This window comes from Citrobacter sp. Cy070 (assembly GCF_030332245.1).
In the GTDB taxonomy this organism is placed as follows: Bacteria; Pseudomonadota; Gammaproteobacteria; order Enterobacterales; family Enterobacteriaceae; genus Citrobacter; species Citrobacter youngae.
The window spans coordinates 47094-63549 of sequence record NZ_JAOWIG010000074.1; the positions used below are offsets into that span (position 1 = coordinate 47094).

The 16456-nt window shown below is 48.7% G+C and carries 16 protein-coding genes and 2 pseudogenes; 12 read left to right on the top strand and 6 right to left on the bottom strand.

Annotated features, from left to right (window positions below):
• Positions 1–59 precede the first annotated feature (59 nt).
• From OGY19_RS14475 to OGY19_RS14485, 3 genes and pseudogenes are all read right to left on the bottom strand, one after another.
• Positions 60–290, bottom strand: a pseudogene (locus tag OGY19_RS14475) (IS3 family transposase); the annotation flags it as partial.
• A 463-nt stretch (positions 291–753) separates the two neighbouring features.
• On the bottom strand, positions 754–1128 hold the full coding sequence (locus OGY19_RS14480; protein ID WP_013096889.1) for a cytochrome b562: 375 nt from the start codon (positions 1126–1128) through the stop codon (positions 754–756).
• A 117-nt stretch (positions 1129–1245) separates the two neighbouring features.
• Complete coding sequence (locus OGY19_RS14485) at positions 1246–2184, bottom strand: cation diffusion facilitator family transporter (RefSeq protein ID WP_001198019.1); 939 nt, start codon at positions 2182–2184, stop codon at positions 1246–1248.
• A 695-nt stretch (positions 2185–2879) separates the two neighbouring features.
• Here OGY19_RS14485 and OGY19_RS14495 point away from each other — a divergent pair.
• Positions 2880–3494 carry a recombinase family protein gene (locus OGY19_RS14495; RefSeq protein ID WP_049003478.1) on the top strand — a complete coding sequence of 205 codons (615 nt, stop codon included), beginning with the start codon at positions 2880–2882 and terminating at the stop codon, positions 3492–3494.
• Positions 3495–3689: 195 nt separating this feature from the next.
• Here the strand turns inward: OGY19_RS14495 and OGY19_RS14500 are convergent, their stop codons facing one another.
• Positions 3690–4430: a GIY-YIG nuclease family protein gene (locus OGY19_RS14500; protein ID WP_049003480.1), complete on the bottom strand. Its 741-nt coding sequence runs from the start codon at positions 4428–4430 to the stop codon at positions 3690–3692.
• A 652-nt stretch (positions 4431–5082) separates the two neighbouring features.
• The gene (locus OGY19_RS14505) at positions 5083–5805 is read right to left on the bottom strand and encodes a YagK/YfjJ domain-containing protein (RefSeq protein WP_137348489.1); all 723 of its coding nucleotides are present in this window, start codon (positions 5803–5805) and stop codon (positions 5083–5085) included.
• Between the two features lie 418 nt (positions 5806–6223).
• Here OGY19_RS14505 and OGY19_RS14510 point away from each other — a divergent pair.
• The 3 genes and pseudogenes from OGY19_RS14510 to add all read left to right on the top strand — a co-directional run.
• Positions 6224–6691 (top strand): annotated as a pseudogene (locus tag OGY19_RS14510) (glucose PTS transporter subunit EIIB); the annotation flags it as partial.
• A gap of 10 nt (positions 6692–6701) precedes the next feature.
• Positions 6702–7874, top strand: a complete 1173-nt coding sequence (locus OGY19_RS14515; protein WP_101742536.1) for a MalY/PatB family protein — start codon at positions 6702–6704, stop codon at positions 7872–7874.
• 100 nt (positions 7875–7974) lie between these two features.
• Positions 7975–8976, top strand: a complete 1002-nt coding sequence (gene add, locus OGY19_RS14520) for an adenosine deaminase (RefSeq protein ID WP_048211742.1) — start codon at positions 7975–7977, stop codon at positions 8974–8976.
• Between the two features lie 90 nt (positions 8977–9066).
• On the opposite strand, the gene OGY19_RS14525 is transcribed toward add, so the two are convergent.
• Positions 9067–10107 (bottom strand): oxidoreductase, encoded by a 1041-nt coding sequence (locus tag OGY19_RS14525; RefSeq protein ID WP_048211743.1) that lies wholly within the window; start codon positions 10105–10107, stop codon positions 9067–9069.
• Between the two features lie 241 nt (positions 10108–10348).
• Here OGY19_RS14525 and blr point away from each other — a divergent pair, with 241 nt between their 5' ends.
• From blr to rsxG, 8 genes are all read left to right on the top strand, one after another.
• Positions 10349–10474, top strand: a complete 126-nt coding sequence (gene blr, locus OGY19_RS14530) for a division septum protein Blr (RefSeq protein WP_040233850.1) — start codon at positions 10349–10351, stop codon at positions 10472–10474.
• 298 nt (positions 10475–10772) lie between these two features.
• Positions 10773–10988 carry a transcription modulator YdgT gene (gene ydgT, locus OGY19_RS14535; protein ID WP_003832804.1) on the top strand — a complete coding sequence of 72 codons (216 nt, stop codon included), beginning with the start codon at positions 10773–10775 and terminating at the stop codon, positions 10986–10988.
• 91 nt (positions 10989–11079) lie between these two features.
• Positions 11080–11520 carry a DUF2569 domain-containing protein gene (locus tag OGY19_RS14540; protein WP_101742575.1) on the top strand — a complete coding sequence of 147 codons (441 nt, stop codon included), beginning with the start codon at positions 11080–11082 and terminating at the stop codon, positions 11518–11520.
• A gap of 76 nt (positions 11521–11596) precedes the next feature.
• Positions 11597–12178 carry an electron transport complex subunit RsxA gene (gene rsxA / locus OGY19_RS14545; protein WP_005121199.1) on the top strand — a complete coding sequence of 194 codons (582 nt, stop codon included), beginning with the start codon at positions 11597–11599 and terminating at the stop codon, positions 12176–12178.
• A complete protein-coding gene (gene rsxB / locus OGY19_RS14550; RefSeq protein WP_005121200.1) occupies positions 12178–12756 on the top strand; it encodes an electron transport complex subunit RsxB in 579 nt (192 codons plus the stop codon). The genes rsxA and rsxB overlap by 1 nt, the downstream gene beginning before the upstream one ends.
• Complete coding sequence (rsxC, locus tag OGY19_RS14555) at positions 12749–14773, top strand: electron transport complex subunit RsxC (protein ID WP_115602082.1); 2025 nt, start codon at positions 12749–12751, stop codon at positions 14771–14773. Before rsxB ends, rsxC begins: the two co-directional genes overlap by 8 nt.
• The gene (rsxD, locus tag OGY19_RS14560) at positions 14774–15826 is read left to right on the top strand and encodes an electron transport complex subunit RsxD (RefSeq protein ID WP_101742540.1); all 1053 of its coding nucleotides are present in this window, start codon (positions 14774–14776) and stop codon (positions 15824–15826) included. It abuts the gene before it with no gap.
• 9 nt (positions 15827–15835) lie between these two features.
• The gene (rsxG, locus tag OGY19_RS14565; RefSeq protein WP_048211747.1) at positions 15836–16456 is read left to right on the top strand and encodes an electron transport complex subunit RsxG; all 621 of its coding nucleotides are present in this window, start codon (positions 15836–15838) and stop codon (positions 16454–16456) included.

Genomic DNA, 16456 nt, shown 5'->3' on the forward strand with positions numbered 1-16456 from the left:
AATATTATGCCTTTTTATTAATGATAACCTTAACTTCTCAAAACCAAGATGCACTCAGTAATATCCAAACCATGTTCAAAGGCCCAGTACTCGACAGGTAAATTCAGGTTCCTGAGTGGTTCTTATCGTCGCCAGATAGCCACGAAACAACGCAATGCTGTACAGAATGCTTATATCTGAACGCTTGAAATTCCAAAAGCGACGTGGATCGTACGGCACTTAATCCGACGACCGATGAAGAGTGCAGCCATGACAAAATCCATTCACCAAGCCACATTAGGTGACGTCGGAAATGATCTTCTTACGGCAAAGCACATGGCTTAGAATCCCTGTTCCAGCCTCGAAGAGGATACTGATGATTTATTTGCCGGAAAAAAGCATCTTAATGAGGGTCTCATACCGATGATGAAGACATTACGGGCATCAGTGTGTTAATCAACGGGGAGCAGGTCATCATGACCAACAAACAAAACACAGACTGACGCGTGACCACCAAATATAATTTGGCCCCCTGAATCCACCCCGCGCAACACCAATAGGTACTTAACTTATGTTGAGGCAACAAACTAAAATATGTAGCATTGATAATGCATGTTTGTTACCCCAACATTTTTATATGTATTTTGCAGATAAGATAACGTTGTGAAATTTCCTCACCAGTGCATAGCTATCTGCTTGATTACAGGCACGTGTATCATGTCAGTTCAGGGATATCTTTCCAGCATATCTACCTTCACCGAATAATTCCCGGTCTCAGTCAACACCTAGTTTATTGTGGTATTTTCTCATCAGACTGCCTAGTTTCTGTGCTGCAATTTTCCCGGCGTCAAGACCTTCCTTCTCAGCGGTACTTTCAACGGCAGTTACCTCATCAATTAGAAGTGACATGCCTGCAACATACGTTTCCCTGTCATACCCTTCTACAGGGCTGTTCAGGATGGACTCTGCTGTTGCTTTCAGTTCCCGCATATCTTTCCTGAAGGATGTAACGTCCTCCTCCTTAAGTGCTGCGCGGTAGCTTTTATTCATCATCTTCATGGCATGTTCAACACCGTCAGAACCAGCCATTACACAGGGGGATAAAAGAAGGGTGGCTCCTATCACAACAGTACGCATAATTTTTCTCATAATAGCCTCCATATTGTTTACTCTCGTTTTCACAGTCAGAAGGGGTAATATTGCGCAAAAAAATAATCCCTTCCCAATCCTCTCAAAAAACAGCAGCATTCATATTATTTTTCAGGATTATTTGCCCCCGCAACCAGGACTATTATCACCTTTAAAATAAGGGTCAACATGTGTCATAACATTTAAAACATGATGATTATCTAAAACTGATTTCCTGGCCAAAACAGCAATGTCATGTCCTACTTTCACTGATAAATCACCATCAATTTCCAGATGAACATCAACCACAACAAGGTCCCCCATTTTTCTGGTCTTGAGGTCATGGATGCCTTCGACCCCAGGCGTGGACAATAATGTTGTTTTTATACTATTTTCAGTTTCAATATCCACGGCCCTGTCCATCAAGTCATGAAGCGAATCTGACATAAATGAATATCCCATTCTGGTCACAATCAGTCCCACAACCAGTGCAGCTACCGGATCAAGCAATTTAAACCCTGATAAACTACCAATAATACCAATAGCCACCACCAAAGATGAGGCGGCATCAGAGCGGGCATGCCAGGCATTGGCAACCAGCATAGTGGATTTTACTCGGGTTGCTACTGCCAGCATATAGCGAAAAAGAAGCTCTTTGATAACCAGTGCGGCTAAGGCCACCCACAGAGCAACAATATGTACCTGAGGAATATCATCTGGTTGTTGCATTTTATTTGCTGCTGACCATAACATCCCGATGCCAACAATGAATAAAATTGTCCCCAGAATTAATGATGCACCATTTTCATAACGATGATGCCCGTAGTGATGGTCATCATCGGGATTTTTTTTACTTTTATGATTAGCAATAAGCACCACAAAGTCTGAAACTAAATCAGACAGAGAATGGATACCATCCGCAATAAGCCCCTGAGATCCGGAAAATACGCCAGTAATCACTTGCCCGGATGTCAGAAAACAATTAACAAGCACACTAACCCATGTGCTTTTACGGGCCGCGAGGAAACGCTCATGAGAACTAATATCAATATCATCCGTAAGTTTGTTTACCTGCACCTGAAACTCCTAATAACAGCATCTACAGTTAATACTAAGCAGCCAATACTACCCGGCCAAGTTCAGTTTTGGTATATGAAATTTTGAGGTACTGTGGTGAAAATATAAAAATGGTGAGATTTATTCCTGTAAAGACCGCGCCATGGTGGCGATAACATCTATTTATCATAACGCCTGAACATTAATTTATTCTGAACAGAAGAGAGAAGAAAAGTTGACAGTTATCACAACTATACACTTACGCCCAGTGTGGATGGGTTCAACAAACTAAAATTGCAAACCCGATTAACTGAGGAATTGAGCGCTCTCGAAGAGGAGTTGCTTTCGGGTAGCTGTCAACCATTGCAAAATGGTAAACAACATCCTTTGGGTCCCCAACTGTGTGGCCACTGTAGTGACTGTGGTGGGTGATAGAACTGGTCACATTGATGCCAGACTTTTTCGTGCCGCATGTATGGCACACTGAATTTGATTAAGACCTGCTGAAATGAAACCGGAGTGCTTCAGCTACAGAAACTGACCAAATCGTATACCCCAAGCAAGATCTGAATACCATCCGAACAATATCTCTTTTAGGTATACCTGATAAAGACCATGATAAGAAGTCTCAATACAATCAAATTCAACCCTATTGACTACAAAACAATGTAATGTATCATATGGGTATTGATTTGATACTTAAAAGAGAATACATAATGAATGTCCGTATCTACTGCCGTGCATCTACCGAAGGCCAACATGCTGATCGTGCATTAGTTAGCCTGCGCGAATTTGCGCAAAGCAAAAACTGGCAAGTAGCCGGAGAATACATTGAGAATGCCAGCGGTGCGAAGCTGGAGCGTGTGGAACTAATGCATCTTCTTGAAGAAGCACAACCTGGCGATCTGCTTCTTATTGAAGCGATTGACCGTCTCAGTCGTCTTCAACATGAAGAATGGGCTGAACTCAAAGCTACGCTGAACAGTAAAGGGCTGGTTATTGTATCAATGGATTTGCCAACAAGCTGGCAGATGGTTGAAATGTCTGGTAGTGACCTAACCAGCGGCATTTTGAGAGCAGTTAATGCCATGCTGATCGATATCCTCGCGACAATGGCACGACAAGATTATGAAACCCGGCGTAAACGCCAGGCACAAGGGATCGCAAAAGCAAAACAGGCAGGTTTGTATACGGGGAAAGAAAAAGATATGCAAGCCCGTGAAGTGGTTCGGGAAATGCTGGCACAGAACGTTAAACCAGCCCACATCATGAAAGCAGCAGATATCAGTCGCGCCACTTTTTACCGAATCAAGAAGGAGTTAGTAAGCTAATTATATTCGATTCTGACCGGATGAATGCGCAGACAGAACGTACTCGAATCTGACCATCCGTCCTGAGCGAAGAGGACGTTCGTTGTTTATTACTACCGGATCCACTTTGATAAAATCTGCGTATTTAATTGACAGCGAGCAGGCCAACCTGCGGAACGTTCAGGCTGATACGACTGTAAGAAGGAAAAAAATCTTTCATTTTAGCTTCATCATATTTTGTGTGAGCACCTCGAAAGGTACAACATCACCAATTGTGTAATTGAGTTGAAAATATTGCCTAAGCTCAACGCCCCCCATAATGCGGGGTGAACCAGACTGATTGGCAGTTCGGTTAATCATTGCCGTGATGGAAGACATGCCATCATGAAGAACAATCTTGATGTTCTCACCGTCTTTACCAAACTTTTGAGAACTTACTACCGGCACATTAAAGAATCCTCTTCGCCAGTACGTATCTGTCATGTTGAAAGTGAATTGTTTAATACTGCTATGTGTGATGATTTCAGCTTCAGTTGATATTACTTCCTCACTCTTCAGTTCTGGCCTCTGAATTCCATTCCATTCAGGGTTAATGGCACTAATGATGGAATCCTCAAGACCAGCAGCAAGATTTAAGTGAAATTGCCCGTAGTGCATAAGTCCCGAATCTGGAAGCACTAAGATATCAACGGCAACATTATTAGATAGCATCTCAATGATGTTAGCGTTATTTTTTATATTCGTAGATTGGGAAGGGCCTGGACGTGAATAATGGTACATCCTGTTACGTAGTAGACGAGTGGTTTTACCAACGTATTTTACCTCACCATCACAAACAAATGCATAGAGGTTGTTCTTAACATCTGTGAATCTGTCATCGAGATGGTACTTCAGGCTACCGTCTATAATCTGCCAGAATCCCACCTTGATAAAACCAATCTCAGTCAAACGATTCATGTTAGGGTTCCATATGGAATAGTAAAAGCATTATACATGCTGAACTCCTCACTGTAGCTTAACAAAATTTGATGTCAGTAATGTCCGCTCTTGACTCGGAGCGGAATGTCAAATTGGGTCCGGCTTTGTGACAAATGTTACCAACGGTGCAAATCTGAGCTAATACATTTTATTATTCGGTTCTGACCGTACAGTGATCATTGAACAAAACATTCTGCGGGTTGTGAATTCATAACACACTCACTACGTTCGTGTCCTTCGCTTCAAATGTTGAAGTAATACCCTGAATTACGAGCGAAGCGAGTTCCGTCAAGCGAAGCGAAGACGGATAGTTTACATTTGGTTAAAAACCAGCCCAAAAACTACATTTTTCTCTATATATAAAATATAATAATATAATTATGTAGTTTAGCTGTTAACACTCACTTCGTTCGTGTCCCTCGCTTCGCTCGGAATTTTGAAGTAATGTATACTTCTATAAGCAAAGCAATTATCATTCAGTAATCAAACACATGACCGAAGCAACAAGTTAATCATGTATTGATCATGCCCTCAAATGTCCTGAGTGCGATTCTAAGCGCTTTTCATGACATGGGTAATGCAATCGTATAACTTACAAAGAAAAACGCACTACGGGCTTCCTGTGCGATATTTACGAATCCAGTGCTTTACGACTCAACTTTGATGTTGAATACAAGCGCGTTCCCTTCCCTGTTTGCGACTTCCCGCGTTCTTTTGCCAGGTAAGAAAGCCAAAATATCGGACCTTCGAGTGATGAAGGATCGTCAAGATGAATGACGTAGTGATCGCGATAGTCCTTCGTAGCTTTAGACAAGTTTACCAGCGTTGCTTCACCACCTGTCAGTTTCATCCAGATCTCAGTAATAATACCAGCGATCCCTCTTTCTGGCGTTCCAAACCATCTTACCAGACGATGTGGAAGCGCAATCCAGCAATGGTAATGTGGCTGTAATGCCTTTTCCTGCTCGCAAACCCAACCGTAAGCAAAATCGATGATAGGTTTCGATAAGCCGTTATTCCCAGACTCCAGGCGGGCACGTAATCGTTTGAACAGTTTGCGTATGTATTTGTTACCCGCTTCAACAGAAGTCAACGCAGGGAGGTGAAGATCAAAACGGGTAAGGAACACTCGACTGTAGCGCTTCTGGATTGCTTTCAGTTCGTTGATTGTTGACATAAGTATGTCATGCCGAACACCAGAACCGATTCTGGTGTTAATACGGTATTCGTGGCCATCATGAACAAAGGAGTTGCCATTAATTGTTTTGTAACGTCCGTGTTCATGGTAGACGGTACGAAAACTTGTTGCCGATAAAACCGACGATTCGAATAGGGTTTGTGATTGTTGCATCATTGTTAAATTAACCTTTTTGTACTCAGAAAGAGATCACACCCCCTACATAGTTACTACCTAAAACCACGGTAAAACGATGGCATTTGCGATAGCGCAAAGCCGCCTTGCATCTGACGTTGGGGATGTTTTCGAGGAGAGAAATACTACGGAACAAAGTTTACGGAAATATTTATAATAACTCATTATCATATCAGAAGGAGTGAAAGGGGGCAACGGAAATCATGCCTTGATAAAAGAGGGATGATGATTGTGTGGGGTGTTGGTAACAACGGAGAAATTCAAAGGGATTTACAATCTTGTCTTTGGCTTCCTTCCGGCATACACAGTTGAGTGGGAGCTGTAATTTTCAACATTGCAGTAACCTGATTGTTCACAGTGTACATCGGCAAATATCAATTATACCCATTACACTTCAGTGAACACCGACGGTAACCTGATTGACTTTGTGGTGTTCGGCATCCTGCACGGGTTGTCCACCAAGTGGTATCTGGTCCCTGTTGTCGCGGCCATCTGGTTTGCGGTGTACTACGTTATCTTCCGCTTCGCGATCACCCGCTTTAATCTGAAGACACCGGGCCGTGATGTCGAAATTGCCAGCAATATCGAGAAAGTGATGGCAGGCACACCCGGTAAATCTGGCTACAATGTCCCGGCAATTCTGGCGGCATTGGGTGGCGCGGAGAATATCGTTAGTCTGGATAACTGCATTACGCGTTTGCGCTTGTCGGTCAAAGATATGTCACGCGTAAATGTCCAGGCACTGAAAGACAACCGGGCCATTGGCGTGGTACAGCTCAATCAGCATAACCTTCAGGTCGTTATTGGCCCGCAGGTCCAGTCAGTGAAAGACGAAATCGCAGTTCTGATGAACACCGTACAGGCGTGAGGACAACGACATGTTTGATTTTTCAAAGGTTGTGGACAGGCATGGTACCTGGTGTACTCAGTGGGATTACGTTGCCGACCGTTTTGGCACTGCCGATCTGCTGCCGTTCACCATCTCTGATATGGATTTTGCTACGGCCCCTTGCATTCTGGAGGCGCTGACACAGCGCCTGTCACACGGTGTATTAGGATACAGCCGCTGGAAAAATGACGAGTTTTTGGCGGCCATTAGCCACTGGTTTCTAACTCGTCACAATACCCGGATCGATCCTCAATCGCTGGTATATGGCCCCTCAGTTATCTATATGGTCTCAGAACTCATCCGCCAGTGGTCGTCTGCTGGCGACGCGGTAGTTGTCCATACGCCAGCTTACGATGCATTCTACAAGGCCATCGAGGGCAACCAGCGCACAGTGCTCCCCGTCGGTCTGGAAAAGCGGAGCGACGGTTGGTATTGCGACATGGCAAAGCTGGAAGCAGCTCTCTCACGGCCAGAGAGTAAAATTCTTCTGCTGTGTAGCCCACAAAATCCAACGGGCAAAGTGTGGACGCACGAGGAACTGGAAACCATGGCTGACTTATGCCAGCGACATGGTGTCAACGTCATTTCCGATGAAATCCATATGGATATGGTTTGGGGAGAGCAACCGCATATCCCGTGGATCAATGTCGCACGCGGCGACTGGGCGCTACTCACCTCCGGCTCCAAGAGCTTCAATATCCCGGCATTAACCGGAGCGTATGGGATCATCGAAGACGCCAATAGTCGCAACGATTATCTCAGTGCGCTAAAGGGACGCGATGGATTGTCTTCCCCTGCGGTGCTGGCACTCACCGCACATATTGCCGCCTATCAGCAAGGTGAGCGCTGGTTGGATGCCTTACGGGATTATCTTGTCGGCAACCTGCATTATGTTGCTGATGAACTTAATACCGCGTTCCCTGAACTTAACTGGCAGATCCCGCAATCCACCTATCTGGCCTGGATAGATTTACGTCCGCTCAGGGTTGATGACCAGGCGTTACAAAATGCGCTTATCCACCAGCAAAAAGTGGCGATCATGCCAGGTTCGACCTACGGAGAGGAAGGGTGCGGTTTTGTACGCCTGAATACCGGATGCCCCCGCTCAAAACTTGAGAAAGGTGTTCAGGGATTAATTAACGCCCTGCGCTCTCTTCGCTAACTAAAGTTGCGCAATGAAATTAATCATTGCGCAACATAGATTTTTATCCCGATTTATTCTTATAATACTGCGCACTTTACCTAAAAACATGAGTGCGACCATGATTGATACTTCCCTTCCTTTAACCGACGTCCATCGCCACCTTGATGGGAACATCCGTGCCCAAACGATCCTGGATCTTGGTCGTCAGTTTAATTTAACGCTTCCTGCTCAAACACTTGAAATGCTGATCCCTCACGTGCAGGTAACGTCAACTGAGCCTGATTTGGTCAGTTTTTTGTCAAAGCTTGACTGGGGTGTCAAAGTGCTGGCCTCGCTGGATGCCTGTCGCCGCGTCGCATTTGAGAATATTGAGGATGCCGCACGTAATGGTCTGCATTACGTTGAACTACGTTTTTCCCCAGGCTATATGGCGATGGCCCATCAACTCCCCGTTGCAGGTGTGGTTGAAGCTGTTATTGCAGGCGTACGCGAAGGCTGTAAAACGTTCGGCGTTGAAGCTCGCTTAATTGGAATTATGAGCCGTACTTTCGGCGAAGCTGCCTGTTTGCAGGAACTGGATGCACTGTTAGCGCATCGTGATCACATCACCGCACTGGATTTGGCCGGCGATGAACTCGGTTTCCCGGGCAGTTTGTTCCTGTCCCATTTCAACCGTGCACGCGACGCTGGCTGGCATATCACGGTTCATGCAGGTGAAGCGGCAGGCCCGGAAAGCATCTGGCAAGCTATCAGAGAACTGGGAGCAGAACGTATTGGCCACGGCGTAAAAGCCGTCGAAGATCGCGCCCTGATGGATTTTCTCGCCGAGCAGCGCATCGGCATTGAATCCTGCCTGACATCGAATATTCAAACCAGTACCGTCGCCTCACTGACGACGCATCCGCTGAAAACATTCCTTGAACACGGTGTACTGGCCAGTCTGAATACGGACGACCCGGCGGTTCAGGGTGTGGATATTATTCACGAATACACCGTAGCCGCTCCGGCTGCAGGATTGACGCGTGAACAGATTCGCCAGGCGCAAATCAATGGCCTGGAAATGGCGTTCCTGAGCAATGAAGAGAAACAAGCACTGCGTGAGAAAGTCGCTGCAGCGTAATGGCTTTATTGCCGGATGGCGCTAACGCTTATCTGGCCTACATTGCATTGTAGGCCAGATAAGATGCCTCGACATCCGACATTGGCATTATCAGGCAAGGCACAGCGTCGATCGGTGTTTCGCCGATTCAATGCCCAACTCAATCAGTTCCATGATTTGAATGGCTTGTCTGGCTGGAACCGGGTTCTCGCCGTTACCATTCAGCGCATCACGGATTCCCGCATAGTAAGCCGGATAATTACCTGGCACGGTTAACCAGGTTTCTTCCACCTGCTCATCACCTTCCATGCGTGTCAGTACACCATCACGCATGTCATAACCCCAGTCTTCCTGTGGCAGCCGCTCACCATTTTTAAGACGTTCCTCTTGTGGGTCCAGACCATATTTCACATAGCTGCCACGCGATCCGTGAACGATATAACGAGCAGACTCAGCCGCTGCCAGCATCGTTCCGTGCAGAATCACCCGACGCTGCGGATACGTCAGGATGGCATGGAAGTAATCTGTCGACTGCGCCCCTGGACGGAGCTGTGCCAGATCGACCGTCAGACTCACCGGCAAGCCAAACAGGTTAATTGCCTGATCTAAAAGATGCGGCGCTAAGTCATACCAGATACCACTCCCCGGGCCACCCTGTTCACGCCAGCGGTCACGGACCTGCGGGCGGAAGCGATCGAAATGAGATTCAAAATAAGCCACCTCACCCAACGCGCCATCAGCCAGCAAGGCTTTCAGCGTCAGAAAATCGCTGTCCCAGCGACGGTTATGGAAGACAGAAAGCAGGCGCCCTACGCTTCTGGCCAGCGCATCCAGCTCGCGTGCTTGTGACAGTGTCACAGTGAAAGGCTTATCAACAACCACATGCTTACCTGCTTCCAGCGCCGCTTTCGCCAGCGGGAAGTGTGTATCATTGGGTGTAGGGATCACAATCAGGTCGATACTCGGATCGTTAAACAGGTGTTTAGGCTCAGTAACAACCGCCACCGAAGGCCAGTCCGCCTTCACTTTTGTTTCATCACTACTGGACACCGCAACCAGTTCCAGACCCGGAGTGCCCACGATCAGGGGGGCATGGAAAGTTTTACTGGCATAACCGTAACCGATTAGCCCAACGCGGATGTTGTCACTCATGTTTTTGCCTCTCAATTCAGATCTGGCCTATTTCACACCATAGATAGTAGCGCCACAATAGTTTAATAACCTTTGCGCTACAAAGGTTGTTGCTTAACTTAAGTCAAACATATGCCACTTAGAGTTAACTTGCCGCGAAAAAGTCATCGAAATCGTTCCCAATGCTCTTGCTGTATCATTTATTGATAAGTAACATTTGCTACCTGTGTTTATGGATAAATCAAAGCAAATGTCGTCAGTAATGAATCGTCTTATTGAGTTAACAGGTTGGATTGTTCTCGTGGTCTCCGTGATCCTGTTGGGTGTTGCCAATCATATTGACAACTACCAACCACCGGAACCCGTCGCTGCAGTACAGAAAAAATAAATATACGCAGCCCGTTATAGCCTGGCAGTTAACTCCGCGATGGTTGCTGGGTAGGGCTGTAAAAGATCATTTTTTGTCAAAAAAAAAGCGAATTATGCCGCATCCCGCTCCAGCGCGTATTGCCTGCGATCGTGAAGCGCGTTACCCTTTCCGCAGGCGTAAATAGCGCCTGGATTCCCACAGGGTTGAAAACTCTTCTTACATTTGCGCGCAAATTCGCGTTTACCTGTACAACGTTGGTTGTTTTTTAATATTTACTACTCCGTTAGTATTATTTTATTAATATGGATTGCCTTTTATGACTGTTCAGGATTACTTATTAAAATTCCGCAAAATCAGTTCGCTAGAAAGTCTGGAAAAATTGTTCGATCATCTTAACTACACACTTACTGACGATAGCGACATTATCAATATGTATCGCGCTGCAGACCACCGCCGTGCCGAGCTCATTTCGGGAGGCCGCCTGTTCGATGTTGGCCAGGTACCCAAATCCGTCTGGCATTACGTGCAATAAACAAGACAGTAGCGCCTGGCGTTAAAAGCTTTATAATAATTGCCCCAAAATGAACGGCATGTCTGTTCGCGCGCGTAAACCTGGAGATGAAATGACTACAACACCGGCACAACGTATCGGAGGCTGGCTACTTGGGCCATTGGCCTGGCTGTTAGTCGCGTTGTTAAGTGCTTCGCTGGCGTTACTGCTGTATGTCACTGCGTTGTCCACACCGCAGACATTCCACACGCTGAGCGAGCAAAGTACGACGAATTTGCTGCTATGGGGCGTCTCCTTTATTACCGCTATCGCCATGTGGTACTACACGCTGTGGCTGACCATCGCGTTTTTCAAACGCAGAGTCTGTGTGCCAAAACACTATATTATATGGCTGCTGATCTCGGTGTTACTGGCAATTAAAGCGTTTGCATTCTCACCTGTTCCGGATGCGTTTGCCGTGCGTCAACTGCTGTTCCCTTTGTTAGCGGCTGCGCTGCTGGTACCCTATTTCAAACGCTCGCAACGCGTTAAGACGACGTTTGTGAACCCGTAATAACCCTACAGTTAACCTGTTGTCGCCTGTTGTAGATTGTCAGATAATAGGCGGCTTTTTTATTTCAGGCCGAAAAATGACTGATTACCTGCTGCTGTTTGTCGGAACTGTACTGGTCAATAACTTTGTACTGGTCAAGTTTCTGGGCTTATGCCCCTTTATGGGCGTTTCCAAAAAACTGGAAACCGCAATGGGTATGGGCCTCGCCACGACCTTTGTAATGACGCTGGCATCCATTTGCGCATGGCTGATTGACACCTGGATCCTCATCCCGCTCGATCTCATCTACCTGCGCACGCTGGCCTTCATTCTGGTCATCGCCGTGGTGGTACAATTTACCGAGATGGTTGTACGCAAAACCAGCCCTGCGCTGTATCGCCTACTGGGGATCTTCTTACCGCTGATCACCACTAACTGCGCGGTATTAGGTGTAGCGTTGCTGAACATCAACCTCGGGCATAATTTTTTACAGTCGGCGCTGTACGGTTTTTCCGCCGCCGTCGGCTTCTCACTGGTGATGGTTCTGTTCGCCGCAATTCGCGAACGCCTCGCCGTGGCAGACGTTCCTGCCCCCTTCCGCGGTAATGCGATTGCGCTGATTACCGCTGGTTTAATGTCTTTGGCCTTTATGGGCTTTAGTGGTTTGGTGAAGTTGTAATGAATGCTATCTGGATTGCCGTTGCCGCAGTGAGTCTGCTGGGTCTGGCGTTCGGCGCTATTTTGGGTTATGCCTCTCGTCGATTTGCCGTCGAGGATGATCCAGTCGTGGAGAAAATTGATGAAATTCTCCCGCAAAGCCAGTGTGGGCAGTGCGGTTATCCGGGCTGCCGTCCTTATGCTGAAGCTATTGGCTGTCAGGGCGAAAAAATCAACCGATGCGCCCCTGGTGGCGAAGCGGTGATGCTAAAAATTGCGACCCTGTTGAACGTCGATCCGCAACCTATTGATGGTGATGAGCAGGACGCTACCCCCGTTCGTATGCTGGCGGTGATTGATGAAAATAACTGTATCGGCTGCACAAAATGCATTCAGGCCTGCCCGGTCGATGCCATCGTGGGCGCTACGCGTGCCATGCACACGGTGATGAGCGATCTGTGCACCGGATGCAATTTGTGCGTTGATCCGTGCCCGACCCAATGTATCGAATTACGCCCGGTCGCCGAGACACCTGACAGCTGGAAGTGGGATTTAAACACTATTCCTGTGCGCATCATTCCTGTGGAACAACATGCTTAAGTTATTCTCCGCATTCAGAAAAAATAAAATCTGGGACTTTGATGGCGGCATTCACCCACCTGAAATGAAAACCCAGTCTAACGGGACACCGCTGCGGCAGGTTCCGCTGGCTCCGCGCTTTATTATTCCGTTGAAGCAGCATATTGGCGCTGAAGGTGAACTGTGTGTCAATGTGGGCGACACCGTGCTGCGTGGTCAGGCGCTAACCCGTGGGCGCGGTAGAATGTTGCCCGTACACGCCCCGACCTCCGGCACCGTTGTTGCCATTGCCCCGCACTCTACCGCGCATCCTTCGGCTTTAGCTGAACTTAGCGTCATCATTGATGCGGACGGCGAAGATCGCTGGATTGAGCGTGACGGCTGGGCAAATTATCGTGCCCGCAGCCGCGAAGAGCTCATAGCCCGTATTCACCAATTCGGTGTTGCCGGACTCGGCGGCGCAGGTTTTCCAACCGGCGTCAAATTGCAGGGTGGCGGTGATAAAATTGAAACACTGATCATCAACGCCGCTGAATGTGAACCCTACATCACCGCCGATGACCGCTTAATGCAAGATTGCGCGGCCCAGGTGGTCGAAGGTATCCGCATACTTGCTCATATTCTTCAACCGCGCGAAGTCCTGCTGGGTATTGAAGATAACAAACCGCAGGCTATCTCCATGCTGCGCGCAGTGTTGGCTGATTCTCACGATATCAGCTTACGAGTCATTCCCACTAAATACCCGTCAGGCGGTGCCAAACAACTGACGCAAATCCTGACCGGGAAACAGGTTCCTCACGGTGGACGTTCCTCCGATATCGGGGTGCTGATGCAAAACGTGGGGACTGCCTATGCTGTCAAGCGGGCCGTTATTGACGGCGAGCCAATCACCGAGCGTGTGGTCACGCTAACGGGCGAAGCAGTCAGCCGCCCGGGCAACGTTTGGGCGCGATTGGGCACGCCTGTTCGTCACCTGCTCAATGATGCAGGTTTCTGTCCTTCTGCTGACCAGATGGTGATCATGGGCGGTCCGCTGATGGGCTTTACCCTGCCCTGGCTGGATGTTCCCATCGTGAAGATCAGCAACTGCCTGCTTGCGCCTTCTGCCAGTGAAATGGGTGAACCGCAGGAAGAAAAAGGCTGTATTCGCTGTAGCGCCTGCGCCGATGCCTGCCCTGCCGATCTTCTGCCGCAGCAACTTTACTGGTTCAGTAAAGGCCAGCAGCATGATAAAGCGACAACCCACAACATTGCTGACTGCATTGAATGCGGTGCCTGCGCCTGGGTATGTCCAAGCAACATTCCCCTGGTGCAGTATTTCCGTCAGGAAAAAGCCGAGATTTACGCCATTAGTCAGGAAGAAAAACGAGCGGCTGAAGCAAAAGCGCGATTTGAAGCCCGACAGGCGCGCCTTGAACGTGAAAAAGCAGCGCGTCTTGAGCGGCATAAAAACGCAGCTGTACAACCGGCGCCCAAAGATCATGATGCCATCGCTGCTGCACTGGCTCGCGTGAAAGAGAAACAGGCCCAGGCTATGCAGCCGGTTGTCATTCAGGCAGGTGAAAAACCTGATAACAGCGCAGTGATTGCCGCACGTGAAGCGCGAAAAGCGCAGGCTCGCGCCGCACGCACTGACAATCCGTCAAAAGATGAGGACAGCAGAGCGGGTGCGGATCCGCGCAAGGCTGCCGTCGAAGCCGCAATTGCCCGAGCCAAAGCCCGCAAGCTTGAGCAGCAGGCAGCTACGGAAACAACCGAACCGGTTGATCCGCGCAAAGCCGCCGTCGAAGCCGCAATTGCCCGTGCCAAAGCCCGCAAGCTTGAGCAGCAGGCAGCCACGGAAACAACCGAACCGATTGACCCGCGCAAAGCTGCCGTCGAAGCCGCAATTGCCCGTGCCAAAGCCCGCAAGCTTGAGCAGCAGGCAGTAACGGAAACAGCCGAGCCGATTGATCCACGTAAAGCCGCCGTTGCGGCCGCTATTGCTCGCGCTCAGGCAAAGAAAGCCGCACAGCAGCAGGTTGTAAACGAGGAATAAATGGTATTCAGAATAGCTAGCTCCCCTTATACCCATAACCAGCGTCAGACATCGCGTATCATGATGCTGGTTCTGATTGCTGCATTACCAGGAATTGCCGCTCAATGGTGGTTCTTCGGCTGGGGTACATTGTTCCAGATAGTGCTGGCATCGGTCAGTGCCATCGCCGCCGAAGCGGGCGTGCTTAAACTACGTAAACAGCCCGTTGCCGCGATCCTGAAAGACAACTCCGCCCTGCTTACAGGGTTGCTGCTTGCCGTCAGTATTCCTCCCCTGGCTCCGTGGTGGATGGTGATCCTGGGTACCGTCTTCGCCGTTATCATTGCCAAGCAGCTGTATGGCGGTCTTGGGCAGAATCCATTTAATCCGGCAATGATTGGTTATGTCGTGCTGTTGATCTCATTCCCGGTGCAGATGACAAGCTGGCTGCCACCGCATGAAATTGCCGCTACGGTGCCCGGCTTTTTTGATGCTTTAAACGTTATCTTTACCGGACATACCGCTGGCGGCAGCGATATGAACACGCTCCGTATAGGGATCGACGGCATCAGTCAGGCAACGCCTCTCGATACCTTTAAGACGTCACTACATGCAGGGCGTACCGTTGAACAGGTGATGCAGTATCCGATTTACAGCGGCATGCTCGCGGGCGCGGGTTGGCAGTGGGTTAACCTTGCCTGGCTGGCGGGCGGCATCGTGTTGTTATGGCAGAAAGCGATTCGTTGGCACATCCCGGTGAGCTTCCTGCTATCGCTCGCTGTTTGCGCCACTTTAGGCTGGATTTTCTCGCCAGACTCTCTGGCATCACCGCAGTTGCACCTGCTTTCCGGCGCCACCATGCTGGGTGCATTCTTTATTCTTACCGATCCCGTTACGGCATCAACTACCAACCGTGGTCGCCTGATTTTTGGCGCGCTTGCGGGTCTGTTGGTCTGGCTGATTCGTAGTTTTGGCGGTTATCCTGATGGTGTGGCTTTTGCCGTATTGCTGGCAAATATCACGGTTCCGCTGATTGATTATTACACTCGCCCTCGCGTGTACGGACATCGCTAAGGACTCCCTATGCTGAAAACGATTCGTAAACACGGTATTACACTGGCGCTGTTTGCTGCGGGCTCGACGGGGTTAACCGCGGCAATCAATCAATTAACCAAGTCCACTATTGATGAACAGGCCGCGCTGCAGCAAAAAGCACTGTTCGATCAGGTTCTGCCTGGCGAACGCTACAATAATAACTTGCCTGAGAGTTGTTATCTGGTCGATGCGCCAGCGTTAGGCAAAGGCAGCCACCGAGTGTATATTGCCCGCCAGGACGATCGTCCGGTTGCGGCAATTCTGGAGGCTACGGCCCCCGATGGTTATTCCGGCGCAATTCAACTTCTGGTTGGTGTAGATTTCAACGGTACTGTGCTGGGTACGCGGGTAACAGAACATCATGAAACACCAGGCCTCGGTGATAAAATCGAGTTACGTCTGTCAGACTGGATAACCCATTTTAGCGGCAAAACGATTAGTGCAGAGAACGACCCTCACTGGGCGGTGAAAAAAGACGGCGGCGACTTTGACCAGTTTACGGGCGCAACCATCACGCCGCGTGCGGTAGTGAATGCAGTAAAACGCGCCGGTTTATATGCGCAGACGCTGCCTGCGCAACTTCCTCAACTTAGCGCCTGTGGAGAATAA

Excerpts from the sequence above, each read along its gene's own strand:
- OGY19_RS14505 (WP_137348489.1), bottom strand. The coding sequence starts at position 5,805 with ATGATGCAACAATCACAAACCCTATTCGAATCGTCGGTTTTATCGGCA.
- rsxD (WP_101742540.1), top strand. The coding sequence starts at position 14,774 with ATGGTATTCAGAATAGCTAGCTCCCCTTATACCCATAACCAGCGTCAG.
- OGY19_RS14540 (WP_101742575.1), top strand. The coding sequence starts at position 11,080 with ATGACTACAACACCGGCACAACGTATCGGAGGCTGGCTACTTGGGCCA.
- OGY19_RS14525 (WP_048211743.1), bottom strand. The coding sequence starts at position 10,107 with ATGAGTGACAACATCCGCGTTGGGCTAATCGGTTACGGTTATGCCAGT.
- blr (WP_040233850.1), top strand. The coding sequence starts at position 10,349 with ATGAATCGTCTTATTGAGTTAACAGGTTGGATTGTTCTCGTGGTCTCC.
- ydgT (WP_003832804.1), top strand. The coding sequence starts at position 10,773 with ATGACTGTTCAGGATTACTTATTAAAATTCCGCAAAATCAGTTCGCTA.
- rsxA (WP_005121199.1), top strand. The coding sequence starts at position 11,597 with ATGACTGATTACCTGCTGCTGTTTGTCGGAACTGTACTGGTCAATAAC.
- add (WP_048211742.1), top strand. The coding sequence starts at position 7,975 with ATGATTGATACTTCCCTTCCTTTAACCGACGTCCATCGCCACCTTGAT.
- OGY19_RS14495 (WP_049003478.1), top strand. The coding sequence starts at position 2,880 with ATGAATGTCCGTATCTACTGCCGTGCATCTACCGAAGGCCAACATGCT.
- OGY19_RS14500 (WP_049003480.1), bottom strand. The coding sequence starts at position 4,430 with ATGAATCGTTTGACTGAGATTGGTTTTATCAAGGTGGGATTCTGGCAG.
- OGY19_RS14515 (WP_101742536.1), top strand. The coding sequence starts at position 6,702 with ATGTTTGATTTTTCAAAGGTTGTGGACAGGCATGGTACCTGGTGTACT.
- rsxB (WP_005121200.1), top strand. The coding sequence starts at position 12,178 with ATGAATGCTATCTGGATTGCCGTTGCCGCAGTGAGTCTGCTGGGTCTG.
- OGY19_RS14480 (WP_013096889.1), bottom strand. The coding sequence starts at position 1,128 with ATGAGAAAAATTATGCGTACTGTTGTGATAGGAGCCACCCTTCTTTTA.
- rsxC (WP_115602082.1), top strand. The coding sequence starts at position 12,749 with ATGCTTAAGTTATTCTCCGCATTCAGAAAAAATAAAATCTGGGACTTT.
- rsxG (WP_048211747.1), top strand. The coding sequence starts at position 15,836 with ATGCTGAAAACGATTCGTAAACACGGTATTACACTGGCGCTGTTTGCT.